The organism is Aeromonas sp. FL131, assembly GCF_049860615.1.
GTDB classification, from domain to species: Bacteria; Pseudomonadota; Gammaproteobacteria; order Enterobacterales; family Aeromonadaceae; genus Aeromonas; species Aeromonas hydrophila.
The window spans coordinates 1,695,378-1,721,200 of the sequence record NZ_CP187595.1 but is presented as its reverse complement, the minus strand read 5'-3'; the positions used below and the strand labels follow the sequence as shown (position 1 = coordinate 1,721,200).

17 protein-coding genes are annotated in these 25,823 nt (G+C 62.8%); 2 read left to right on the top strand and 15 right to left on the bottom strand.

What is annotated here, in order from left to right:
- Positions 1–58: 58 nt before the first annotated feature.
- The 7 genes from guaD to mocA form a co-directional block, all read right to left on the bottom strand.
- On the bottom strand, positions 59–1,375 hold the full coding sequence (gene guaD / locus ACPW75_RS08105; RefSeq protein ID WP_077095471.1) for a guanine deaminase: 1,317 nt from the start codon (positions 1,373–1,375) through the stop codon (positions 59–61).
- A 24-nt stretch (positions 1,376–1,399) separates the two neighbouring features.
- Positions 1,400–2,917: a nucleobase:cation symporter-2 family protein gene (locus ACPW75_RS08100; RefSeq protein ID WP_077095472.1), complete on the bottom strand. Its 1,518-nt coding sequence runs from the start codon at positions 2,915–2,917 to the stop codon at positions 1,400–1,402.
- A 95-nt stretch (positions 2,918–3,012) separates the two neighbouring features.
- Positions 3,013–5,910 (bottom strand): molybdopterin-dependent oxidoreductase Mo/Fe-S-binding subunit, encoded by a 2,898-nt coding sequence (locus tag ACPW75_RS08095; protein ID WP_218668657.1) that lies wholly within the window; start codon positions 5,908–5,910, stop codon positions 3,013–3,015.
- The gene (gene ygfM / locus ACPW75_RS08090; protein WP_077095473.1) at positions 5,907–6,683 is read right to left on the bottom strand and encodes a molybdopterin-dependent oxidoreductase FAD-binding subunit; all 777 of its coding nucleotides are present in this window, start codon (positions 6,681–6,683) and stop codon (positions 5,907–5,909) included. Before ygfM ends, ACPW75_RS08095 begins: the two co-directional genes overlap by 4 nt.
- Positions 6,684–6,763: 80 nt before the next feature.
- A complete protein-coding gene (gene ssnA, locus ACPW75_RS08085; RefSeq protein ID WP_077095474.1) occupies positions 6,764–8,092 on the bottom strand; it encodes a putative aminohydrolase SsnA in 1,329 nt (442 codons plus the stop codon).
- 30 nt (positions 8,093–8,122) lie between these two features.
- Positions 8,123–11,233: a putative selenate reductase subunit YgfK gene (ygfK, locus tag ACPW75_RS08080; protein WP_077095475.1), complete on the bottom strand. Its 3,111-nt coding sequence runs from the start codon at positions 11,231–11,233 to the stop codon at positions 8,123–8,125.
- A gap of 420 nt (positions 11,234–11,653) precedes the next feature.
- Positions 11,654–12,289, bottom strand: a complete 636-nt coding sequence (mocA, locus tag ACPW75_RS08075; RefSeq protein ID WP_256821929.1) for a molybdenum cofactor cytidylyltransferase — start codon at positions 12,287–12,289, stop codon at positions 11,654–11,656.
- On the opposite strand from mocA, the gene yqeC reads away from it, so the two are divergent.
- Both yqeC and yqeB read left to right on the top strand, forming a co-directional pair.
- Positions 12,288–13,136, top strand: a complete 849-nt coding sequence (yqeC, locus tag ACPW75_RS08070; RefSeq protein ID WP_077095477.1) for a selenium cofactor biosynthesis protein YqeC — start codon at positions 12,288–12,290, stop codon at positions 13,134–13,136. The genes mocA and yqeC overlap by 2 nt on opposite strands.
- Positions 13,137–13,155: 19 nt before the next feature.
- Positions 13,156–14,748, top strand: coding sequence for a selenium-dependent molybdenum cofactor biosynthesis protein YqeB (gene yqeB, locus ACPW75_RS08065; protein WP_077095478.1), 1,593 nt, complete (start codon positions 13,156–13,158; stop codon positions 14,746–14,748).
- A gap of 68 nt (positions 14,749–14,816) precedes the next feature.
- Here the strand turns inward: yqeB and ACPW75_RS08060 are convergent, their stop codons facing one another.
- The 8 genes from ACPW75_RS08060 to ACPW75_RS08025 all read right to left on the bottom strand — a co-directional run bounded on the left by ACPW75_RS08060 (position 14,817) and on the right by ACPW75_RS08025 (position 25,814).
- A complete protein-coding gene (locus tag ACPW75_RS08060; protein WP_077095479.1) occupies positions 14,817–15,740 on the bottom strand; it encodes a DMT family transporter in 924 nt (307 codons plus the stop codon).
- A 184-nt stretch (positions 15,741–15,924) separates the two neighbouring features.
- Positions 15,925–16,857 (bottom strand): carbamate kinase, encoded by a 933-nt coding sequence (gene arcC, locus ACPW75_RS08055; protein ID WP_077095480.1) that lies wholly within the window; start codon positions 16,855–16,857, stop codon positions 15,925–15,927.
- A gap of 95 nt (positions 16,858–16,952) precedes the next feature.
- Positions 16,953–18,377: a dihydropyrimidinase gene (gene hydA, locus ACPW75_RS08050; protein ID WP_077095481.1), complete on the bottom strand. Its 1,425-nt coding sequence runs from the start codon at positions 18,375–18,377 to the stop codon at positions 16,953–16,955.
- 118 nt (positions 18,378–18,495) lie between these two features.
- Positions 18,496–19,713, bottom strand: coding sequence for a YgeY family selenium metabolism-linked hydrolase (locus ACPW75_RS08045; protein WP_077095482.1), 1,218 nt, complete (start codon positions 19,711–19,713; stop codon positions 18,496–18,498).
- Positions 19,714–19,836: 123 nt separating this feature from the next.
- A complete protein-coding gene (dpaL, locus tag ACPW75_RS08040; RefSeq protein ID WP_077095483.1) occupies positions 19,837–21,036 on the bottom strand; it encodes a diaminopropionate ammonia-lyase in 1,200 nt (399 codons plus the stop codon).
- Between the two features lie 127 nt (positions 21,037–21,163).
- Positions 21,164–22,351: a knotted carbamoyltransferase YgeW gene (ygeW, locus tag ACPW75_RS08035; RefSeq protein WP_011706019.1), complete on the bottom strand. Its 1,188-nt coding sequence runs from the start codon at positions 22,349–22,351 to the stop codon at positions 21,164–21,166.
- Positions 22,352–22,779: 428 nt separating this feature from the next.
- Positions 22,780–24,714: a sigma 54-interacting transcriptional regulator gene (locus ACPW75_RS08030; RefSeq protein WP_077095484.1), complete on the bottom strand. Its 1,935-nt coding sequence runs from the start codon at positions 24,712–24,714 to the stop codon at positions 22,780–22,782.
- Between the two features lie 215 nt (positions 24,715–24,929).
- On the bottom strand, positions 24,930–25,814 hold the full coding sequence (locus ACPW75_RS08025) for an AEC family transporter (protein ID WP_010633898.1): 885 nt from the start codon (positions 25,812–25,814) through the stop codon (positions 24,930–24,932).
- Between the last annotated feature and the right edge of the window lie 9 nt (positions 25,815–25,823).

Sequence of the window (25,823 nt, the reverse complement as noted above, 5' to 3'; positions counted from 1 at the left end):
GCCCCTGCTGCCGTGTTCCCGGGGCGAGCATGCCCGCCCCTCTGCTTTGAAAACCGGATCAGCCCCGCTCGTGCACCAGCTGACCATCCACGTAGGTGCGGTAGATGGATCTGTCATCCCCCAGGGTCAGCAGCACGAACAGCTTGTCGCGCAGGGTGGTGGAGTTGTCATAACGCAGTTGCTGCAGCGGGGTGGCGACCGGGTCGAGCACCACGAAGTCCGCCTCCTTGCCCACCGCGAAGCTGCCGATCTGCTCGTCCAGCCCGAGCGCATGGGCGCCGCCCAGGGTGGCCAGGTAGAAGGCCTGATAGGCCGAGAGGCGCTCGCCCTGCAACTGCATCACCTTGTAGGCCTCGTTGAGGGTCTGCAGCATGTTGAAGGTGGTACCGGCACCGATGTCGGTGCCCATCCCCACCTTCACCTGCTTGTGCCACGCCTTGTGCAGCTTGAAGAGGCCACTGCCCAGATACAGATTGGAGGTGGGACAAAACGCGATGGTGGAGCTGGTCTCTTTCAGGCAATCCCACTCCTGCTCTTCCAGATGGACGCAGTGGGCAAAGACGCAGTTGTGACCGGTCAGCCCGTGCTGGTGATAGACGTCGAGATAGCCCTGATGCTCTGGGAAGAGGGATTTGACCCAGGCTATTTCGTCCTTGTTCTCGCACAGGTGGGTGTGCAGATAGGTGGTCGGGTACTCTTCGCGCAGTCGTCTCGCCATCGCCAGCTGCGCCGGGGTCGAGGTGGGGGCAAAGCGCGGCGTGATGGCGTAGAGCAAGCGACCGTTGCCGTGCCAGCGCTCGATGAGCGCCTTGCTCTGTTCATAACTGCTCTCGGCGGTATCGAGCAGATAGTCGGGGGCGTTGCGATCCATCATCACCTTGCCGGCGATCATCCGCATGTTGATGCGGCTGGCCGCCTCGAACAGGGCATCCACCGACTCGGGGTGGACAGTGCCGAACACCAGCGCCGTGGTGGTGCCGTTTCGCAGCAGCTGCTTGATGAAGAAGGTGGACATCTCGCGGGCGTACTCGAGGTCGTTGTAGCGCCGCTCGGCCGGGAAGGTGTGGCGGTTGAGCCACTCCAGCAGCTGCTCACCATAGGCCCCCACCATCTCGCTTTGCGGGTAGTGGATGTGGGTGTCGACAAAGCCGGGCACTATCATCTTGCCGCGATAGTCGCGCACCCGCACCTGGGCCGGAATGCGATCCTTGCCTTCCTCCCACTGGCCGAACCAGTCGATGCAGCCGTTGCGGATGATCAGCAGGCCGTCTTCGATGAGGCGGGCATTGGGCTCTATCTCCTCGGGCTGGCTCACCACCCGGGTGATGTCAAAGAAGCTGCCACGCACCGCCTTGACGGAGTTGTCGTTTTTCATCTCTCAATTCCCTCTTGTTGTTCGTTAGCCGCGATCCACTTGCGGGGCGCGCACCTGGGCCTCGTCCGTCGCCAGCCCCTGTTGGCAGGCTGTGGCTGACGGAGCGGGCCGGGTGGCAAAACGGCTGTCGGGTTTGTCGCTCAGCTGGATCATCTCCACCGCCTCGGCGGCATTGGCGGCCGCCTGGCGTCTGCGGCTTTGCGGCAGCACCAGGTTCATGATGATGGCAGTGATGCCGCCGGCGCAGATGGGGTTCTCCACCAGCATGTAGATCCCCGCCGGCAGCACCTTGAACACGTTCGGGTCGTAGGAGACACCAAGCCCAAGACCCAGGGAGGTGGCGACGATCAGGGTCTCGCGCCGATCGAAACCATGGCTGATGATGATGCGACCGCCGGCGATGGCGATCATGGAGAACATGATGACCATGGCGCCCCCCATCACAGGGGATGGGATGGTGGTGAAGAAGCGTCCCACAACAGGGAAGAGCCCCAGCAGCACCAGGATGACGGCGATGAACTTGCCCACGTGGCGCGAGGCCACCCCGGTCATCTGGATGACGCCGTTGTTCTGGGCGAAGGTGGTGAGCGGCAGGGAGCCGAGCGCCGAGGCGATCACCGACACCAGGCCGTCCGCCAGCACGCCGCCGGAGAGCCGTTTTTGGAACTCGGGGCCCTGGATCTGCCGGTGGGAAACCATGGCGGTGGCGGTGATGTCCCCCACCGCCTCCAGCACGCTCAACAGATAGATGGTGCCGGCCAGCACGAAGGCGTGCAGATCGAAGGAAAAACCGTACTTGAACGGGATGGGCACAGTAATAAGCGGCAGGTTCTCAAGGGCGGAGAAATCAACCATGCCGAGCATCAGGGCCACCGCATAGCCCACCAGCAGGCCGATGGCGATGCCGCTCATGCGAAGCAAGGGGCTCTTGCTGCAGTTGAAGGCGACGATGACGCAGAGCACCAGCAGCCCCAGGCCGATGTTCTCGTATTTGCCAAAGGTGCCGCTGCTCATGGCGGAGAAACCGCCGCCAAAGTCGATGATCCCCACCTTGATGAGGCTCAGGCCAATCATCAGCACCACCACCCCGCTCACGGTGGGGGTGATCACCCGCTTGAGATAAGGCAGCACGAAGGAGGAGCCCATCACCAGGAAGGCGCCGACGAAGGAGACCCCGAGCAGGGTCGAGACGATCAGCTCCTCGTGCAGGCCATCTTTTTTCATGGCGCTGCCAAGCGCAATCATCACGGTGACGAAGGAGAAGTTGACCGACTGGATGGAGAGCAGCCCCGATCCTATGGGGCCGTAACGGTTCACCTGCAGCCAGGTGCCGATGCCGGAGGCGATCATCGCCATGGAGACCAGGTAGGCTGTGGTCTCGGTGGAGAGGCCGAGGGCCCCGCCCACGATCAGGGCCGGCGTCACCATGGGCACAAAGATGGCCAGCAGGTGGGTCACGGCCCCCATCAGGGTTTGGTAAAAGGGTGGTTTGTCTTCGAGCGCGTAAATCAGGTCCGAGTGCTTGCGTGTTGTTTTAGACATCTTGATTGTCCCATCACACAGAATATGGGCGGAGTACTCATTCCGCTGTCAGGTGCTGGGGGCGAGCCTGCGCCCGCCCCTCACCTTTTCTTTTGTTATGCCGACGCTTGTTGCTCCAGCTTGCCCAGTTCGCGCAGGATCTGCTCCGGCGTGAAGTGCCACTTGCGCAGCCAGACACCGCAGGCGTCGTGGATGGCGGTGGCGATGGCGGGCGCGGCGCCGTTGACACCGATCTCCGAGATGGACTTGGCGCCGTAAGGGCCGACCTTGTCGTCACTCGGTACCAGGAAGGCCCGAAAATCGCGCGGAATGTCGCCAATCTTGGGCGCGCCATAGCTCTTCAGATCCCGGGTGAGCGGAATGCCCTTGCCGTCGTAGCAGATCTCCTCGGTCAGGGAGTGACCGATGGCCCGCATGGTCGCCCCGTAGATCTGGCCGAGCGCCAGCTCCGGGTTGATGGGGGTGCCGCAGTCGAGCAGGGCGTAGAACTTGTCGAGCCGGATTTGACCGGTTCTGACGTTGACCGCCACCTCGGCGAAGTTGGCCCCGTACGGGAAGGCAAGCTCCGAGGTGATGTAGCTGGCGGTGCCCACCAGGATGCCGAAGCCGGTACCTGTCTCGGCCTTGTGGGCCAGCTTGGCGAGGCTCACCTCCCCCAGCTTGCCGCGCACCAGGCCCGGGAACGCCAGTTCAACATCGGCTACCGGCTCGCCCAGCATGGCGGCGCCGTGGAACAGGATCTTCTCCTTGAGGTTCTCGGCCGCCTTCTTGGCCGCGTTGCCGGAGAAGCAGGTACCTGACGAGGCGTAGGCCCCCTTGTCAAACAGGGCGTGGTCGGTGTCACCGGAGATGACGTGCACATCCCCGAGCGGGCAGTGCAGCACCTCGGCAGTCAGCTTGGCCACCACTGTATCGAGGCCGGTGCCGATATCGGCGCCACCGGAGTGGACGATAAAGGTGCCGTCCGATTCCAGCTTGACCATGCAGTTGGCCTGATCGATGTCCGGGATCCCCGATTTTTGCATGATGATGGCGACGCCACGGCCGATGCGCCAATCCCCGTCGGCGGGTTTGGGGCTATCCCACTCGATAAGTTCGCGACCCTGCTTGAGGATGGGTTCAAGGGCACAGCTGGCCGCATGGGGCACCGAGGTAGGCATCTTGCCCTCGCCGATGGCACCCAGCACCTTGAGGATGTCCCCTTCGTGCACCCGGTTGTGCTCCACCATGTCGAGCTGATCGATGCCGAGTTTCTCGGCAAGTTCGGCAATCGCCATGGTCAGCGCGAAGTTGCCCTTGGGCGCACCATAACCCTGATAGGCGCCGGTCGGGCAGATGTTGCTGTAGTAGGTATTGACGGTAAAGCGCACGTTCTCGCACGGATAGAGCGGCAGGGAGAGCGCCGGGCCGTTGCTCGGCACCGTCAGAGAGTGGTTGCCGTAAGGGCCGGTGTTGGCGCGAAAATCCATCTCGATGGCGGTGATGGTGCCATCTTTCTTGGCCCCCACTTTCACCTTTACCTTGGCCACATGGCGGGAGGTGTTGCTGATGAACTCCTCTTCACGGGTGTAGCGGAAGGTAACCGGACGGCCGGTGACTCTGGTCGCCCAGGCGCACACCTCTTCCAGCAGGATATCCTGCTTGGAGCCAAAGCCGCCCCCTACCCGCTCCTTGATCACATGCACCTGGTGCTGCTTCATGCCGACGATGCGTGCCACCTGACGGCGCACGTGCCAGGGCACCTGGGTGGAGGCGTGAATGACCAGACGCTCCCCATCCATGTAGGTGAAGCAGATATGCGGCTCGGTCGGGCACTGCTGGGCCTGGGTCGATTCGTAGGTACGTTCGACAATCTCGTCTGCCTCGGCAAAGCCTTCTGCCACATCGCCAATCTGGCCATGGACGCTGGCGGCCAGGTTCTCGTGCGGACGGGAACCGATGGGGAAGTTGATGATCATGTGCTCGTCGCCGCGGCGCACCGAGCAGGCGTTCTGCTGCTCGAGATCCGCAGGGGCACCAGCCATGTAGATGATGGGCTCGTCGTGCACCAGGGGTGCATTGGGGGCCATCGCCTCGTCTATGTTCATGACCGCCGGCAATACCTGATACTCGACCTCGATGAGCTTGAGTGCGGCCAATGCGATGGCTTCGCTCTCGGCCACCACGGCGGCCACCCGATCACCCACGTGACGCAGCTTGCGGCCAAACATGCGGCGATCCAGCGGTGACGGCTCAGGGGCGCTCTGGCCACCCGGGGTGTAGTAGACATCCGGGCAGTTGAGGTGAGTGATGACGTGCACCACCCCCGGCATGGCTTCGGCGCGACTCACGTCGAGTTTGGTGATCACCGCATGGGGATGGGGGCTTCGCAGCATCTTGATGACCAGCGCATCCTCGCTGACCCTGTCCTCCACGTAGCAGGGTTTGGCCTGCACCATCTTGGCAGCATCCACTTTCGGGCAGCTCTTGCCGATGTGGCGCAGGTCGTCACGAAACTCGGGGGCAATCTGGCACAGGTAATCGGGATCCTTGAGGCGCGAGCTGGCAAGCTCGATGGCCTGATAGAACTGCTGGTAACCGCCGTCCCGGTGAAACAGGCCCGAGAGCGCGTCGTCGATTTGATCACGGGTCGGTTCGGGATGGCGATCAAGCAGGTCGGTGACGATGAGCGCCGCAGCCGGATCGTTGTAGCCGGACTGCACCACGCCCACATCCACCATGGCCTGCTGCACCAGGCTGAGCTGGTTCCAGCTACCCAGTGACTCGGCGGTGCGCACCTGCGCCCCATCCAGTTGTGCGGCGATCAGCAGGGAGGCGTTGATCACCTTGCCGTTGAAGAGGATGGCGTCGGAGCCAGCAAAACCGAAGCCGTCGTCACTGTTGCGCACCGAGTGCATCCGGCACTGGTTGAACAGCACCCGCTGGGCATTCTCACCCGCCGGGGTGATGACGGTGCGCAGGGCACCGTTCAGGGTGAAATTGAGTTCCATCATGCCTGTACCTCCTGCTGCTGGCACTCCACCAGCAGATCCGCCACCACCACGCCGCTGATATAGCGTTTGTAGGCCACGCTGCCGCCGAGATCCTCGCGCGGTGCAACCAGCTCGCTCACGGCCGCCTCCAGCGCGGCATCGTGCAGATCGCGGCGCTCCACATCACGCAGGCGCATCGGTTGCGGCGTAACGCCAGCAACGGCGACCCGCATCTCACCCAGGGCATCGAGGGCCACGGCGGCGGTCATCACCGCCAGACCATCGGCGTTGCGGCTGATGCGGCGAGTGGCGCAGCGCAGCGCGGGCTCCGGCAGCACCACCCCCAGCATCAGCTCCTTGCGCTGGCCGGCCAGGTAGGCATCGATGGGTTGCAGCTGGTTGTTCTCCAGCACCACCACGGCTTCGAGTACCAGCAATACCGGCAGCAGCGGGGAGTCCTGCTGCTGGCAGGCAATTTCGCCGCCAATGGTGGCCTGATTGCGCAGATGGCGGGAGTAGACAAGCCCCAGCGCCTCGCACAGGGCGGCCGGGGTACGAGGGTCATCTTTGAGGGCTTGCAGGGTGACGGTAGCGCCGATGTGGAGTTGACCGTGCTGCTGCTCAATCTGGCCAAGTCCGAGCTTGTCCAGCGAGATGGCGACCTTCTTGTCGGTGCGGGTCGGGGCTGCGTTGAGCTTGCTGCCGCCCCCCATGTAGACGGCGTCGTTGCCAAAGCGGGCCTTGAGTTCCAAAGCCTGACCCAGTTGCTCGGGTCGGAAGAATTGCTCAATCATGTGTCGTCCTTACTCTTGCTGCCCGCCGCCGGGAAAATCCACAGGGCGGGCAATCCAGTCCAAACGTGCGGAGGGTGGCCTCAGGCCAGCTGATCCATCCGCTGCCACAGGCGGCTCGCCACCTTGCTGGCCTGCTGATAAATGGGTTCGACGTCAAAGGCGAACTCGCGATCCTGATAGACCATGCGCCCCTCTACCATCACGCTGTTGACCGAGGATGAGCCCATGCCAAAGGCGAGATGGCCGCCGAGGTTGCGCGGTGCCAGCGGGGTCGGTGCGGCGTAGTCGCAGATGGTGAGGTCGGCCTTGTAGCCCGGCTCCAGGCGGCCAAATTTGGCGCCGAAGTTGCGCTCAAGCAAGGTGTTGCCGTTCCAGAGGAAGCGGGCAAAGCTGTCTGGCCAGAGCGCCCCGCCGGCATCCTTGTGCTTGAAATAGGCAAACTTGAGCTCTTCGAGCATGTCGGAGCCGATACCATCGGTGCCGAGCGCCAGATTGCGATACTCCGGCAGGTGCATGTTGTAGCCCACGTGGTTGTTCATGTTGGAGCGGGCGTTGTGCACCAGGAAGGCATCGCGGCTGTTGAGCAGCTCGATGTCGGCCGGGCTTAAGTAAATGCCGTGAGCGATCAGGGTCTTGCTGTCGACAAGGCCAAACTCGTCCAGCCGGGCGATGGGCTCCTTGCCATGGTGGTGGTGGCCGTGGGCCATGTCGTAGCGGTCTTCCGCCACATGGATATGCAGACCGCGACCGGTGACCTGCACCGCTTCGCACAGCATGGCGAGCCCCTCGTCGGGCACGGTGAAGGGGGCGTGAGCGCCGATGTGGGCCTCCACCAGATAGGGTTCGCTCCCCTTGGCCTTGGCGGCATCAATGGCCTGCGCAAACAGGATGTTCTCCTCCACCCCGGCCTGCAGTTCGGCGAGGCCGCCGTTGCGATCCGTGGTCTCGAAGCAGGTCATGCCGCGCAGACCCGCCTCCACAAACCCTTTGCGCAGTACGTTCAGGGAGCCTTTGATGAAGTTGGGCGACGCGTGGTGGTCGATCACCGCGCTGCAGCCGCCCTTGATCGCCTCCAGCGAGCAGATGAGACCGCTGTAGTAGAGGGACTCCTCATCGAGCGCCCGATCGAGCCGCCACCAGAGGTTTTTCAGGGTGGAGATAAAATCCGGGCAAGGGGCGATGTTGGCCATGATCCCCCGCGACAGGCCGGAGTAGAAGTGGTTGTGGGCACAGACGATGCCAGGCATCACCAGCTTGCCGCCCATCTCCCGATAGGTGGCCTCTGGGTAGAGGGCCCGCAGATTGGGCCCCACCGCTTTGATAAGCGATCCTTCGATGGCGATATCCACCCCCTCCAGCACCAGGGTCGGCTCCAGCTGGACGGCGGTGACGTTTTTCAGAATAAACATGGTTGGCTCCTTCGCTTATTCGTGGTCCGCTCAGGCCTCGACGGCCCCCAGCAGGTAGTGGTGATGAGCGTGGACATGGCTGATGATGCGGCACATGTCGCCAAGGGCCGCTGGTGCATCCTTGATCCGGCTCTGGGCGTCGATGGTCAGGCGATAGGTCTCGCCATCCTGACGCACCCGCAGTTCGCCACCATCCGCCAGATAGAAACCGGGATTGCGGCTGTTGTCGAAGTCCTCCGGCAGGCTGAAGATGGTGACCTTGTCCTGATAGGGCTTGCCCTGCCAGGGGCAGAACTGGGCGCAGTTGCCGCACTCGTTGCAGTAGGCATCTAGGTGCAGGGTCTGGAACTGGTCCTTGAAGCCCGGCACCGCGATGGCGACGTTGGCCCGGTTGGGGCAGACATCCACGCACTTGCTGCAGAGGTAGTTGCACTCGAGGCAACGGTGCGCCTCTTGCGCCACGAAGGCATCGCGCTCCCCCTTGTCCACCAGAGTGATGGCGATGTTTCCTTTGCGGCGGTAGATCTCATCCTTGCCCGACGGCTGGGTGGTCACGTCACGCTGCTGGCTGGCGATATGCTCGCGGGCCAGCACCAGATCCACGGCGCGGCGGGCACCGCCGATGGCACCGACGATGGAGGACGGGCCGCTCTGCACGTCACCGATGAGGAAGACGTTGCGACGGCTGGTTTCGCCGGTCTGGCCATCCACCTCGGGCCAGCCATCGCTGCCAAGAGGAATCCCCATGGCTTTGAGCACCTCGCAGTCAGGCTGTTCACCGATGGCGGTGATCAGGGCATCCATCTGCATCACTTCGGTCTGCTCGGTGGGCACCGGACGGCGGCGGCCCTGCTCGTCGGGTTCCCCCAGCGCCATCATCCGCACGACAAGCTTGCCATCTTTGTCAAAGCGCTCCGGATTGGTGAGGAAGCAAAAACGCACCCCATCTTCCACCGCTTCCAGATACTCCTCGCGATAGGCGGGCATCTCTTTTTCGCTGCGACGGTAGATAACGGTCACATCGCTGACACCGGGCACCTTGAGGGCGGCGCGGGCGCAGTCCATGGCGGTGTTGCCGGCGCCGACCACAGCCACATGGCGGCCCAGCGGCAGCGGCTTGCCCTGATTGAAGCTGCGCAGGAAGTGGAAGGATTTGTAGACCCGATCATGACCCCCTTCGAGACGCATGCCGCCATTCTTGTCGGCGCCGATGCCGACGAAGACATAGGTAAAGCCCTGGGCGTGCAGCTTGTCGACGGTGAGCGCCGGATCGCAGCCAAACTCGAACTTGACCCCGTGGGCGGCGACAAAGTCGATGTCGTGCTGGATAAGCTCGGCCGGGATCCGGAACTCGGGGATGATGTGTTTGACCACGCCACCGGCATCGGCTTCACGCTCGAACAGAGTGACCGGATGACCGGCACGGGCCAGGAAGTAACCGGCTGAGAGACCGGCCGGGCCGGCGCCAATCACCGCCACCGGGTGCTTGTCACCGCTGCCTGCCGGTTTGTGCCAGCGAGCCTTGTACCCTTCCCAGCCGCGCTCCAGCGCCACTTTCTTGAGCTCGCGGATATTTAGCGGGCTGTCGTAATCAAGACGGGTGCAGTTGTACTGGCACTGGTGATCGCAGATATGGCCGGTGATGGCGGGCAAGGCGTTGCGCTGATAAATCAGCTCAAGGGCAGCCACATACTCCCCCTCGCCCATCAGGCGAATGTACTCGGGGATATCCTGATGCACGGCGCAGGCAGTGACGCAGGGCGCCACGTAGCAGTCGGTCAGCGGCAGGCCGCCACCCACTTCGATGCGATCCTCGGACTTCCACTCCTTCTGGGTGTAATCCATGGTGAGGGCCTTGGCGGCAAGGGCTTCCAGCTTCTCGACATCGACCTGGGTCATGGCCCAGCTATCGGACGCGTCGATCTCGTTGAGGCACTCAATCTGGCGCAGGTAGCCACCCGGTTTGAGCAGGTCGGTGGCCATGGTGATGGGACGAATACCGGTCTCGAAGATATCGCTGATGTTGAACTTGCTGGCGCCGCCCGAGTAGGAGATGGGCAGCTTGCCATCGAAGGCGCGGGACAGCACGGCGGCCACGTTGATGGAGAGCGGGAACAGCGCACGGCCGGACATGTACATCTCGTCGCCGGGCAGCGCCCCTTTGCGGTTGATGGTGCCGAGGGTGTTGGTGAGCTTGACCCCGAAGGTGAGCCCCTTCTCGGCCCCCAGCGCCATCAAGCGGGTCAGCATCGCCTTGGCCTGATCCAGTTTGAGGTCATGATCGAACGACGCTTCGCTCAGACCGATGTAATCAAAACCACAGGCATCGAGGATCTCGCGCACCCGCGGGTAGCCCAGCAGGGTCGGGTTCAATTTGACGAAGGTGTTGAGCCCCTTCTCTTCCAGCATGTAGCGGCAGATGGCCTCGATCTCGTTGGGCGGGCAGCCGTGCATGGTGGAGAGGGTGACGCCGTGCACCAGCTCGGCCGGAATGCGCTCCGCCAGCTGTTGCAGGCGAGCGCGGTGCGCCCCCAGCCCCAGCTCAGCGATAAACTGCTCGTCGGCCACGAGGTCACGTACCACCTGCTGGTACTCGGCAAATTTCGGATTGCTGCTTGCATCCATCAGGCTGTGGATGAACTGCTGCATCGGTGGCTGTTTGATGCCATCCAGGTTGTACCCCACGCTCATGTTGAAGATGAAGGATTTGGCCTCTCCGTCGAGGCGCGGGTCGAACACCTCTTCCAGCAGGTAGAGGGCAAACCAGGCTTTCAGGTACTCGTCAAACGCCTTGGGCAGGGTGAACTCGGTGGACCACTCGGTGTTGAAGCACTCGTCTTCGGCATCGATGCAGGGCTTTTCCAGTTCGAGACGGTCCAGGATCTGCACCGTCTTGAGCTCGATAAAGCGCCCGCCGGTCAGCCAGGAGGTGACGATGTTTTGGGCCAGCTGGGTATGGGGGCCGGCTGCCGGGCCGATGGGAGTCTCGCAGGTTTCACCGAACACCTTGATCTTGCGCTCGTCCTGCTTGCGATAGAATTGCGCGGCGGGAATGCCGAAGATGGATTGACTCGCTTTATATTCCGAGAAGATACGGACCAGAAGGTTCTTGAAGGGAACGGGTCGCATAATATCGCCCATGTTGATCTCCTTGCAGCGGCACTGCTCATTGACAGGGTGAATAAATGGGGCCCATCCACAACCACGCATAAAAAGCCCCTTGAAACTGACAAGAGCAACAATCAGGCCAGCGCCGGATCTTTTTATTTTTCAGCCATAAAAACGTGAGGCACCTCCAATTAATAAAACATCGAAAGCCGATACCAGTTTCGACAATGAGAGTGGCTATCAACACCGAATTTAAATAATGGAAACGCCGCCCTCACGGCTAAAAATGATCTCACTTTGGCGCGGCGCGCTATCAGTTTGATAAAGAGTGCGGCCAGCGCCATTATCAGGCCGGCCAGGATGATAACGGCCGCTGTAGGTCCCTGATAACGGGTTCGACAAGGGGATAAATATGCAAACCAAGACCGGGCAAGCCCCTGCCAGCCGACCAGTTCAGCGCTCGAATGCTTCGTTTGCCAGCAGCGCCTGATAGCGCTCCGGGGTATCCACATCCTGCAGGATGGCGTCGCTCTGCACCTCGATGAATCGATGAGGGTGCGCCAGCAGCCAGCGGCGCACCGAACCCTGTGCAGGCGCTGCTGCCAGCGCGGTGGCAAGGGCTCTGGGCAACAGCACGGGGTGGCCCGCCTCCCCCTGATAGGAGGGAAAGAGGGTCTCGTCCCCCCGCGCCTGCCAGAGCGTGCGGAATATCTCGGGGGGAATGCAGGGCAGATCGCCGTGGCTCACGAAGAGGTGATCGCTGGTACAGGCGGCGAGCCCCGCACGGATGGAGCTGCCAAGCCCCTGTGCATAATCATGGTTGTGTACCAGCCGGATACGGGGGTGATTGGCGTAGCGGCTGATCAGCTCATCGGCGCGATGTCCCACCACCAGAATGACCCGGTCACACAGCACCATGGCATTTTTGAGACTCTCATCAAGAATCGTGCTCTGGCGATACGGTAGCATCAATTTCCACGCGCCCATTCGTGATGAGAGCCCGGCCGCCGTAATTAGGCAGTCACACCGCTCGCGCGAATGCCAGTGCTTCTCACTGACCGCGCCTCTATTTTCATCGGTCGTCTCCATGGCTATTTCATCACCCATCCTGCTCACCTCGCCAAATATCGAGAGTGTATTAAACCCGCTCACCGAAAATATTGATGGGCGTACCACTTTAATTAGTCTTTGCGGCGCCGGGGGGAAAACCAGCACCCTCTTCTGGCTGGCCGACTATTTCCATCAACAGGGCAAGAAGGTGCTGCTCACCACCAGCACCCGGATGTTTCTGCCTGCCCCCTCCTCTCGGCGCACCCTGCTGATCGAGGCCGACCCCATCCGTCAGCTGACCCGCTGCCAGGCGCTGCCCGATGAACCGATGCAGCTGGTGCTGTTCAGCCACCTCGATCGGGCCAGCGGCAAGGCGGTGGGGCCGAGCCCCCAGCAGATCGATCTGCTCAAGGGGCAGCAACGCTTCGACATCATCCTGGTGGAGGCGGACGGCGCCCATCACAAGTTATTGAAAGCGCCCGCTTTGCACGAACCTTGCATTCCTCAGCACAGTGATTGGGTGATCGCCCTGGTGGGCGGCGCCATGGTGGGAGCCAGCGCCGACCCGGCGCAGATCCACCGCTGGGCCGAGTTCCAGGCCCTGTGCGGGATTGCGGCCGGTGAACGGCTCGACTGGGCCCTGTTTGATCGGCTCATCGCCCACCCCGAGGGGGCGTTCAAGGGCACCCCGCCCGGGGCGCGCCGAGTCTGGTTTATCAATGGCGATTATCAAAATGAGCAGCAGTGGCTGCCCGCCCTGATAAACCTGCTGCAACACCACCCCGAGCTCCACGCCATCTGGCAGGGGGCCGTGCGTGAACCCGGCGCCATTCACCATGTTTGCTGTCGGCCTGCCTCCGAAGCCGCGCAGTCACTGACCCGTTAAGGATGATACGAGGTACCTTATGAATCTGTTTGCACACGCTGCCCGACTGGAGCAGGAGAACACTCCCTTTGCCATGGCCCAGATCATCGAGAGCCGGGGCTCCACCCCGCGCCATCAGGCCCAGATGCTGGTGATGGCCGATGGCCGGATCCTCGGCACCATCGGCGGCGGCATGATAGAGCGGCTGGTGATCGAGGAAGCCATGGCCGCCATTGCCGAGCGCAAACCGCGCATCTTCCACGGCCGGATGGCCCGCAACGGCGAACATGCGGTGGGCTCGGATTGCGGCGGCGCCATGTCGGTCTATATCGACGTCTACGGCCTGCGCCCCCGGCTGGTATTGATCGGCGCCGGCCACGTCAACCGGGCACTGGCCCATGCCGCGGCGCCGCTCGGCTTTGACATCCACGTGGGGGATTGCTTCGAGGGGAGCCTCAGCCCAGATCGCTTCCCGGCCGGCACCCATCTGCAGCAGGCCGATACCATCAGCGCGGTGATCGAGCAGCTTGCCATCGAACCCGCCAACTTCGTCATCATCGCCACCAACCATCAGGACAAGGAGGCGCTGGATCGGCTCATCAGCCGTCCCCTCGCCTACCTGGGGCTGCTCGCCAGCAAGCGTAAGGTACAGACCTTCACCCAGGCCCTGCGCCAGCAAGGGGTGAGTCAGGAGCAACTGCAGCGGCTGCACGCCCCCATCGGCTACAACATAGGTGCCGAGACCCCCGAGGAGATCGCCATCAGCATCCTCGCCGAGCTGCTGCAGGTGAAAAATGGCAAGGCCGGTGGCCTGATGCAGGATGACGTGCGCCTCAAGCGGGATCAGCTGGTGGTGATGCGTGGCTCCGGCGATATCGCCACCGGGGTGGCGCTGCGCCTCTACCATGCCGGCTTCAAGGTGGTGATGCTGGATCTCGACAAGCCGACTGTGATCCGCCGCACCGTCGCCTTCGCCCAGGGGATGTTCGACGGTGAAACCCGCGTTGAGGGGGTGCGAGCCAAGCGGGTCGAGAGCGTCGAGCAGGCGTTCGAGCAGCTGGATCTGGGCGTCATTCCGCTGCTGGTTGACCCCGACTGCGCGACCCTCGCCGAACTCAAGCCCCGCTATCTGGTGGATGCCATCCTCGCCAAGCAGAATCTCGGCACCCACAGGGAGATGGCCCCCATCACGGTGGCCCTTGGCCCGGGTTTCGAGGCGGGGCGCGACTGCGATGCGGTCATCGAGACCAACCGTGGCCACCATCTGGGGCGGGTCATCTATCAGGGCCCCGCCCAGCCCAATACCGGCATTCCCGGGGTGATCGAGGGGCACTCCGCCCGCCGGGTGGTGCGCGCCCCCGTCGCCGGCGTGATGAAGAGCCTGATCAAGCTCGGCGATCTGGTGCAGGAGGGGGACGTGATCGCCCACGTGGGGGATGCTCCCATCATAGCGCCGCTCTCCGGCATGGTGCGGGGGCTGCTCAGCGATGGCATCGAGGTGACCGTCGGTTTCAAGATCGGTGACATCGACCCCAGAGGCGAGCGGGCCGATCCCACTACCGTCTCTGACAAGGCGCGAGCGATCGGTGGCGCCGTGCTGGAAGCCATGATGCATCTGGCCCAGCGCAGATAAGCCAGCGCACCAACAAAAAGGGCCCGCCATGATGGCGGGCCCTTTTTATCTCGTTGCCGACAATCAACTCAGCCGTGCTTGATGCGGGTCTCCCCCGCCACCGACACCAGGGAACGTTTGCCCTTTCGGCTGATGACGACCAAGGCCAGCACGATAAGGCCAATGCCACTCCCCTCCACCGGCCCCGGATTTTCACCAAGCAGCCACCAGGAGAGCAGCACGCCGCTCACCGGCACCGCCAGGGTGCTGAGCCCGGCGATCCCCGCCGGCAGCTTTTTCAGCACAAACAGCCAGAGGCTCCAGGCCAGCGCCGTGGCGAAGATGGCGCTATAGGCGAGCGCACCAAACACATAGGGCTGCCAGTCGATGGGTCGCTCCGGCACCAGCGCCGCCACCAATGCCATCACCACGGTGGCGTAGATCATCTGCCAGGTGGTGAGGGACATCAGATCCACCCCGGGGTGGCGGGCATACATCCGCTTGGCGATGATGGCGCTGATCCCCCAGCAGATGCCGGAGGCAATGCCCAGCAGCGCGCTCTTCATGGAATCCAGGTGTAGCTGCCAGGGCTCGATCACCAACAGCAGGCCGCAGGCGGCCACCCCGACCGCCAGATAGTGCAGCTTGCGCATCCGCTCCCCCAGAAAGAGCGCTGCGAAGATCACCACCCAGAACGGCATGGTGTAGCTCAGAATAGCCACCTTGCCCGCCCCGCCGCTGATGAGCGCCCACTGGGCCAATCCCACCATGCCGCAGGTCTGGAACAGGGCGATGGCGAGGGTATAGCGAAACGGGGTGGGTTTGAGATAACGGCGTCCGCGCAGGCACTGCACCAGCAGCAACACCAGGGATCCGCACAGGCAGCGCAGGGCGGTGAACTCGAACGCCCCCGCATAGAGCATCACCTGCTTCATCACGATCCAGCTGTAACTCCAGATGGCGGTGAGCAGGATCAATCCCCCCAGCGCCGCCATGTTCAACTTGCTATTCATTGTGCTGCCTTGTTGCTGCTGCGGTCGGTGCGTCCGCCATTCGGGGCGCCATCTTACTCCTCTGCCGTCCCCCTGCCCACCGCGGATAAGAGCTGGCCGGCCCATGCTTCCCTCTGCCAATCCCTGGCACCGGCCAACAGAAAGGGGGCCTTGGGCCCCCTGTTTGCAACCATCAAAGGCGAGGCTACAGGCTGATCAGGGTCCCAGTCTTGCCGGCAATGCCGTCGGCGGCCTTCTCCAGCAGGGTGATCAGGGATTTGCGCCCCGGCATGGAGGTGGCGAACGAGAGCGCCGCCTCCACCTTGGGCAACATGGAGCCCTTGGCAAACTGCCCCTGAGCGATAAAGCTGTTGGCATCGGCGACGCTCAGCTGATCGAGCCACTGCACATCGGACTTGCCGAAGTTGATGGCGACCTTCTCTACCGCGGTAAGGATGATCAGCATGTCGGCGTCAATGAGCTCCGCCAGTCTGGCACTGGCCCAATCCTTGTCGATCACCGCACTGGCACCGCGCAGGTGATTGCCCTCGCGCAGCACCGGAATGCCGCCACCCCCGACGGTGATCACCACCTGACCGGCGGCCAGCATGGCAGAGACGGTCTCTTTCTCGATGATGTCAATGGGTTTGGGGGACGCCACCACCCGGCGATAGCCGCGACCGGCATCCTCCTTGAGTCGCTCGCCCTTGGCCATCAGCGCCTCAGCCTCCTCCTTGCTGAAGAAGCCACCGATGGGCTTGCTCGGGTCGAGGAAGGCGGGATCGTTTTTATCCACCTCCACCTGGGTCACCAGGGTGGCGACCGGCTTATGGATGCCGCGCTCAAGCAGGGCCTCGCGCAGGGCGTTTTGCAGGTCATAGCCGATGTACCCCTGGCTCAGGGCCACGCAGACCGACATGGGCAGATGGGGCGCCTTGGGATCGTGGCGGGCCGCCACCTCGAACGCCTGCTGGATCATCCCCACCTGAGGGCCGTTGCCGTGAGTCACCACCACCTCGTGCCCCTGGGCGATCAGGTCGGCAATGGTGCCCGCCGTGCTCTGCACCGCCTTCATCTGCTCGGGCAGGTTGTTGCCCAGCGCATTGCCACCAAGGGCCAGTACGATTCGCTGTTTCATCTTGTTATCTCCAGTGATGGGACAAGCCGGCGCGATACCGGCCCACCTTTCGTTGTTCAAATAACCTCGTGACTTTGCGGGATGCGAACTGCTTGTCAGCCTGCAACCGCGGGGCAAGGCGAGTGCCGATCCGGCGCCAACGCCGGGTCAAAGGGCGCTCTGGCCAAAAACCGGCCATGACCACGGCGCCCGAGGAACTCGCCATCGCGAGCGACTATCTCGCCACGGCTCAGGGTCAGCCTGATCCGGCCGGGGCAATGCATCCCCTCGTAGGGGCTGTAGTCGCCGTTGTCATGCAGCAGTGGGTGAGAAATCAGGGTGTCATCGCGGGGATCCATCAGCACCAGATCGGCATCAGACCCCAGTTGCAGGTTGCCCTTGCGCGGCCAGAGGCCAAACAGGCGCGCCGGGTTGGCGCTGGTGAGCGCCACGAAGCGCGATGGCGAGATGCGCCCCCCCAGCACCCCGTGGGCAAACAGCAGCAGCATCCGGTTTTCGACCCCGGGCAAGCCGTTGGGGCAGCGGCTGAAATCACCGCCTGACAGGGTCATGCGCTGGGCGTGGGAGAAGTTGCAGTGATCGGTCGCCACCGTATCGATGTCGCCAGCAGCGATACCGACCCACAGCTTGTCCTGCTCGCTACGCCCACGCAGCGGCGGACTCAGCAGATAGTCGACCCCGTTCTCCTTGTAATAACACTGCTCATCGAGCAGCAAGTATTGCGGGCAGGTCTCCACCCAGACCGGTTGGCCCTGACGGCGCGCCAGTTTCAGATACTCCAGCCCCAAGCCATTGGAGAGATGGACGATATAGAGCGGCGCATTGCCCGCCAGACCCGCCAGATTGATCATCCGGGCGATCGCCTCCGCCTCGCACTCCAATGGGCGGCTTTGCGGGTGATGCCAGGGTTCACAGTGGCCGGCGGCCAGCAGAGCAGCCCGGCGCGCCGCGATGGCGGCATCGTTCTCGGGATGGACGGTGGCAAGCGCCCCCACCTCCTTGAGGCGGGCCAGGGCGCGCAGCACGTCGTGGTCCCCCAGCTTGTACTGGTAGGTGAGGTAGAGCTTGAAGCTGCTGATCCCCTCCTCCTGCACCATGGCGGCCATCTCGTGGAGGATGGCGTCATCCACATGCTGAACAACGCCGTGAAAGCTGTAATCGATCACCGCCTGTGTGGCGGCGTAGTCGTGATAGCGGGCCAGCTGGTGATGCAGATTGCACCCCGCCGGGCCAAATCCCATGTGATCGACGATGGTGGTGGTGCCACCACAGGCGGCGGCACGGGTACCGCTGAAAAAGTCATCGCAACTGCGGGCAATCCCGACATCTATGTTGAAGTGGGTATGGACGTCGATACCGCCCGGCATCACGTAGCAGCCGCTGGCATCGATCAGCTCGGTCTCGCCATCGGGCTCGATAGCGGCGGCGCGCTCAAGGATCACCCCGTTCTCGATCAGCAGATCCTGACGATATTCACCCTGCGCATCGACCAGCACACCGTGTTTGATCAGCCGTTTCATCCCCACCCCCTCGCACATCCGATCGCGTCAAACAGCAAGGCCCCGCCTGCTAAAGACGGGGCACTTACCACACATGCAACAGCCGGGCGGTGATGAGAGTCACCGCCCGGCAGACCCCTTACTTGTCCAGCTCAGCCAGATAGAGCATGGGGATCACGGCGTACATGGCGGCGCACTTGACCAGATGCTCTTTCCAGGTCTTCTCGTTCGGCGCGTGGGCCTCCGGCTCTTTACCCGGGCCAAAACCGATGACCGGAATGCCGTGGCGACCCATGATGGAGACCCCGTTGGTCGAGAAGGTCCACTTGTCCACCACCGGCGCCTTGTTGAACAGCTGGGTGTACGCCTTGGAGAGGGTCTTGACCGTGATGTGATCCTCTTCCACCTTCCAGGTCGGGAAGTAGCACTCGGTCGGGTAGACCAGGCCGGTGTAGGCCGGACGGTCGTACTGGTACATGGAAACCTCGGCACCGGCGGCTTTTACCGCAGGCAGGGCGCGGATCTCGTCGAGCGCACCTTGCCAGGTCTCGCCCCAGGTGAGACGGCGGTCGATGGAGACGGCGCAACTGTCCGCCACGGCGCAGCGGCTTGGCGAAGTGAAGAAGATCTCGGAGACGGTCAGGGTGCCCTTGCCGAGGAAGTCGTCGTTGCCGAGGTTGTGGCTCAGCTCCTGCAATTCGCCCAGGATGGGGCCCATCTTGAAGATGGCGTTGTCACCGCGCTCCGGCGCGGAGCCGTGGCAGCTGACCCCCTGCACCTCCACGCGGATCTCCATGCGACCACGCTGGCCACGGTAGATCTGGCAGTCGGTGGGTTCGGTACTGACCACGAACTCGGGGCGGATCTTGCTCTGCTCGATGATGTACTGCCAGCAGAGGCCGTCGCAGTCCTCCTCCTGCACGGTGCCGGTCACCAGCAGGGTGTACTCGTCTTCCAGTCCCAGGTCCTTGATGATCTTGCCGGCATAGACCATGGAGGCCATGCCCCCTTCCTGATCGGAGGCGCCACGGCCACCGATGATCTCGTGATCTTCCATCCCCTCATAGGGATCGAAGGTCCAGTTGGCCATGTTGCCGACCCCTACGGTATCGATGTGAGCATCCATGGCGATCAGGTGCGGGCCCTGGCCGATATAGCCCAGCACGTTGCCCATGGGGTCGATCTCCACCTTGTCGAAGCCGACTTTTTCCATCTCCTGCTTGATGCGCAGCACCACCCGCTCTTCATCGCAGCTCTCGCTCGGGATGGCGATCATGTCGCGCAGGAACTGAGTCATCTCGGCCTTGTACTGGTAAGCCTTCTCCAACACCATTTCAAACGGAATTTGCTTGCTCATTGTGATTCTCCATAACAACTGAGAGTGCGCGGCCTGTTCGTCAGCAGCGCCCTGTGCCCGTTACCGCGCCCCGTTAGTGAGGCGCGATCAGTTCTTCAATTCGTGTCTCTGTTCTCGCAGGGATTAGTCGCAGGCGGGGTGCTTGCCTTCCCACACCACTTCCCGGTAATGGGCCACGTCGGTGTCCCCTTCGGTGTTGATCACCAGCACCACCGACTGCTCATCGAGCCCCAGCCGGGCCATCAGCGCCGCGCGATCCGGGTGGTGACGCACCGCCGCCAGCACGCCAGTGCCGACCGAGCCGGATTCGCCGGAGATGATGCGGGGATCATCGCCAAGGGGGTTGCCGAGCACGCGCATGCCGAGCGCCGAGACCTTGTCGTGACAGGAGATGAACTGGGTGGTGCAGCCGCGCAGCACCGGCCAGCCGAGGGGATTGGGTTCGCCGCAGGCGAGGCCGGCCATGATGGTGCGCATGTCGCCCCCCACGTTGACCATCTCCCCCGCCACGCCGGAGCGGTAGATGCAGTCGGCCTGATCCGGCTCGACCACGATACTGTGCAGATTCTTCGCCCCGAAGCAGTCCACCAGATAGCCGAGCACGCCGCCCGCCAGCGCCCCGACCCCAGCCTGCAGCAGCACGTGGGTGGGCTGTTTGATGCCCATGGCCTGCATCTGCTCGACCGCTTCGTCGGCCAGGGTGGCGTAGCCCTGCATGATCCAGGTCGGGATCTTGGTGTACCCCTCCCAGGCGGTGTCCTGCACTATGTACCAGCCGCGCTCCTCGGCCATCTTCATGGTCAGGCGCACGGTATCGTCATAGTTCATGTCGGTGACGATGCACTCGGCCCCCAGCGCCAGGATGTGGTCCACTCGCTCCTGGGCCGAGCCCTTGGGCATGTAGACCACCGCATGCTGACCCACCTGCTTGGCGGCCCAGGCGACGCCGCGACCGTGGTTGCCGTCGGTGGTGGTGGCGAAGGTCATCGGCTCCTTGATGGTGCGCTTGATGAGATCGAAGGTGAAATCCTCTACCGCCACCCCGTATTTTTCACAGAGCAGGTTGGCGATGGCGTAGACCCCCCCCAGCATCTTGAAGGCGTTGAGGCCAAAGCGTTTGGACTCATCCTTCACTAGGATGTTCTTCACCCCGATATAGCCGGCGAGCGCTGTCAGATCGCACAGGGGGGTGGGCTCATAACCGGCCAGTTTTTTATGAAAGGCGCGGGCCTTTTGCGCCTGCGCACGGGAAAACAGGGGCAGCGACTCACCGGTAAAGAAACGGTTATCGGCAATCTCCATCTTCAGGGAAAATTGGGACATGAATACCTCGCAAAGAGTCATCTCGCCGGGGATCATCGAGTGAAAAGCGCCCCGGGGAGAGAACCCGTGACAATCATTGCGTGATGACGACGGCCGGGCGGGACTTATTTCCCGCCCGGCCAGGCCATTATTTGACGCGTTTTTGCGCCTCTTTTATCAAGCCTTCGAGGGCGGCGCCCGGTGCCGAGAATTTACGGGCGACAATCATGGCGGCGATAATATAGGGCTTCCAGCTCGCCTCTTTATAAGTGGCGATCCGGTATTTCTCGAATACCCCTTCACTCACTTCCCCTTCCTTGCAGGAGACGCCGGAAATATCCGCCGGCAGGCAGTGCATATAGAGCGCCTCGCCCCCCTTGGTGAGTGCCATCATCTCTTCGGTGCAGTGCCAATCCTTGTGCTTGGCGTTCTGTGCCAGGCAATGCTGCTCCAGCTCCTTGAGGCCCGCATGATCGTTGGCCCGCAGCAGCTCGGTGCGCTGCTCCATCACCTGATAGGGAGCCCAGGACTTGGGATAGACGATGTCGGCATCCTTGAATGCCTCTTCCATGGAGGTGACTTGACGAAAGCTCCCGCCGGAGGCCTTGGCATTCTCCTTTGCCACCTCGATCACGTCCGGGATCAGGTCATACCCTTCCGGGTGGGCCAGGGTCACGTCCATGCCAAAGCGGGTCATCAGACCGATGATGCCCTGCGGCACGGAGAGCGGTTTGCCGTAGCTCGGCGAGTAGGCCCAGGTCATGGCAATCTTCTTGCCCTTGAGGTTCTCGAGGCTGCCGAAGTGCTCCTGCAACCAGGCGAGATCAGCCATGGACTGAGTCGGGTGATCAATGTCGCACTGCAGGTTGACCAGCGCCGGGCGCTGGGGCAGTACCCCCTTCTCGAACCCCTCGTCGAGCGCGGCGCCCACTTCACGCATGTAGGCGTTGCCGGCCCCCAGGTACATGTCGTCGCGAATGCCGATGGCGTCGGCGCAGAAGGAGATCATGTTGGCGGTTTCACGGACGGTCTCGCCGTGGGCAATCTGGGACTTGCCCTCGTCCAGATCCTGCTGGGTCAGGCCGAGCAGGTTGAGGGCGGAGGCGTAGGAAAAACGGGTACGGGTGGAGTTGTCACGAAACACCGAGATGCCAAGACCGGTATTGAACAGCTTGGTGGCGATGTTTTCGGCGCGCAGTCCCTTGAGGGCCTCGGCCAGTTTGAGCACCAGCGCCAGCTCCTGAGGGGTCTGCTCCCAGGTCAGCAGGAAGTCTTTTTCATGCAGGTTGGACTTGAGTTCATTGATCTCTTTGATTAACTGGTTCACTGCTTTCATCGTTAGCCCCAATCTGTTGATGAGAAATGCATTGCTCCCCTTCCACTCACAGGTCACCGAAACAAGGGCCATTGGGTGAGTTCATCGGTCAGCGTCAAATAAGGGCAATCAATAAGCGTGCCAACGCATAAATAAGCGGGGAATAACCAGAAAAGGCGTCTTGAATTTGAGCCGGCGCACAGCCTGAGGCTATATGGCGCCCTGCCAAGGCAGGTGGACCAGCTTATTTTCAAGCTGATGACTGAGCGCCACTGAAATAGCGCGAGAATAGTGTGAGAGAAGGCCAAGCCGGCCCTGATAATTATCAGTCCGGCTATCACCAGAGCCTGCCAATTGATAGAAAGCGGGACCACATTCTCATAATGATAACGCCGCGATTGTCGGTCGCGGCGCGGTCAAGCGGGGCCGCCAGGCGACCCGCTGCGGGATCAGGCCTGCACGGCTATCTCGTACTTCTTTATCTTGCGATAGAGGGTGGCGATGCCGATCCCGAGTGCCTGGGCGGCCAGCTTCTTGTTGCCAAGACGCAGCAGGGTCTCCTCTATCATCTGCTTTTCCATGTTCTCCAGCCCGTTTTCGCCAAGTGGCAGCGCCAACCCGCGCTCGACCTGGCCGGCAGCCGGCTCTAACGGGCTTGCCTCTGGCGATGACCAGGGCGTCCCGCTAGCAGATGCCGGGTTGCCAGCGGCAGGGCTGAGCGCAGGGTCGGCCAGCACGCCATGGGGATAAGGGTCGGGCGAGAGCGGCATGCGCGCGATCTGCACCGTGCTCCGAGGCGGCTCGTCCGCCCCACTGCGCTGGTTGCGCAGGATGTTGGGGGGCAGCAGGATGCTCTCGATCACCTCCCCCGCCTGCACCACGTTCACCAGGTACTCGATGAGATTGCTGAGCTCGCGCACGTTGCCGGGCCAGCGGTAACCTTCGAGCAGAGCCATCACCTCCGGGCTCAGCCCCGGATACAGCAGGCCGATGCGGCTGGTGTGCAGGTTGAGGAAGTAGTGGGTCAGCAGCGCCACGTCCCCCTCCCGCTCGCGCAGGGGCGGCAGGTGGATGGGGATGACGTTGAGGCGATAGAAGAGATCCTCGCGAAACTTGCCCTCGGCGATGTACTGCTCCAGATGCTGATGGGTCGCGGCTATGATGCGAATGTCCACTGGCACCGGCCGGCTGGCACCGATGGGGGTCACCTCCCGCAGCTCAAGCACCCGCAGCAGCTTGGCCTGCATGGTGAGCGGCATGTCCCCTATCTCGTCGAGAAACAGAGTGCCCTGCTGGGCGGCCTGGATCAGCCCCTGCTTGCCGGTGCTAGAAGCCCCGGTGAAGGCCCCCTTCACGTAGCCGAACAGCTCGCTCTCGAGCAGCTGCTCGGGGATGGCGGCGCAGTTGATGGCGATGAAGGGCTTGTCGCGGCGAGGGCTGAGCCGGTGGATGGCGCGGGCCACCACCTCCTTGCCGGTGCCGCTCTCGCCGCACACCAGCACGCTGGAGGGGCTCAGGGCGATGCGATGGAGCAGCTTTTTCAGGGCCCGCATCGGCTTGCTCTCCCCGATCAGCATGCTGACCCCTTCATCGGGCTCCAGCGGCGGGTTCGGCGTGCCGTGAGACTGGTGAAACGCCATCAGAAACAGCTGCTGACCCTGCACGTGGTGCAACTGGCCGATGATCAGCTCCTGACGATCCCCCAGGGTGACGATGTGCTGCAGGTGGCCGGTCAACCCCTGCTGGGCAAAGGTGAGCGGGCGCAGCCCTATCTCGCAGCCCAGCAGCGCCTCTTGCTGGCAGTTGAGCTGCTTGAGCGCGACCTCGTTAGCGTAAAGCACCTGGCTCTTCTCATCGAGCAGCAGGCAGCCCTGATCCATGTGGTTCATCAGGCTCAGAAAGACCTTGTTGACCCCGTCCGACAGGCCGCGCGAGTCGAGCAGCTTGGCCACGAAGATGCTGGAGATGTGCTGCACATAGTCGCACACCTCCTGCAGGTTGTTGTTGAGACGGGCCTGCTGCTCCGGGTTGAAGGCCACCAGGCTGATCACCCCGATGCAGTTCTCCTCCACCATGATGGGCACCCCGAGGAAGGCCCGCTCCCGGCAGCTCTCCTTGCAGCTGCACCCCTCGCAGACCGGATCCTCGCTGGTGTGGGTGACGATCTTCTCACGCTGATGCTCGATGACGTAGCGCAACAGGCGGGAGTCCCCCTCCAGCTGGCGACCGAAGAACTTGCCGTAAGGGCCGGTTCCCGCCACCCGCACCATGTTGGCGTCCACGATTTCCACTTCCAGTTGCAGCACGCTGGCCAGCATCTTGGCAAAGCGCAAAATGGTGGGCTGGATCTGCATCAACAAACATTGGTTACTGACGGACATCATGTTGTAAATCCCCTGGCTCCCACCCCGGGTGGGATTCATGCTGGCCAGATACTATGCCAATTCGACGGCAGCGACTTCGCCGAGGATCACGAAAAGGGAACTTGCACCCGCCCCGCATCCCGGAGTGAGAGCTGGCGCAGAGTGGGGAAGAGAAAAGCCAAGGAGCAGGCCGCCCACATCATCCGGTGGGCGCGAAAACGGTGAGAAAGGACGCCTCAACTGCCCAGATGCAGGGCCAGCCAGACTGCCAGCGGGATCACCAGGACCGAGAGCGCATTGCCGCCGAGCACTATGCTGGCCACCTTCTCCGGCTGGCACTGGTACTGCTCGCACAGCATGTAGTTGAGCACCGCCGGAGGCAGCGCCACCGACAGCATCAGCAGCGGGATCCAGGCCGGTTGCAGCGGCAGCAGCCAGACCGCCAGCCCCAGGGAGATGCCGCCGGCCAGCAGATAGAGCAGGTTGCACTTGAGGGCGAGCCCCAGATGATCCAGCTCCCCCTCCATCAGCCGGATACCGAGGGCAAACAGCATCAGCGGTACCGAGATCTGGCCAAGCAGGGAGGCGCTGGTCACCAGGTATTCGGGCAGCGGGATGTGCAGATTGGCCACCAGCAGGCCCGCCAGGGCGGCCCACAGCACAGGGCTGCGTAACCAGAGCCAGCGGGAGGTGTTGGCCGAGAGGATGAACATGCCCACCGAGAAGTGGAGCAGGTTGGAGAGCACGAACAGTATGATGATGGCGCCCAGCTGCTGCTCGCCGAAGGCCAGCACCATCAGCGGAATGCCGAGGTTGCCGGTGTTGCGAAACATGGCGGGCAGGATCAGGGCCGGTCGGCTGATGCTGCGAAGCCTGAGCAGGGAGAGCAGCAGCCCCGGCAGCAGGATCACCAGGGCCCCCGCCGCGATGAGCGACAGGTGGGCCATCAGATCCAGCGGGTATTTGACCAGCGCCGAGAACACCAGCGCCGGGGTGAACAGCTCGATATTGGCCCGGTTGACGTAACCCAGCGCGCCGCCCGGACGCAACCTGCCGTAGAGGGCGCCAAGCCCCACCACCGCAAACACCGGAATGACGATATTGAGCAGCGCGCTGAACATGGGCGAGTC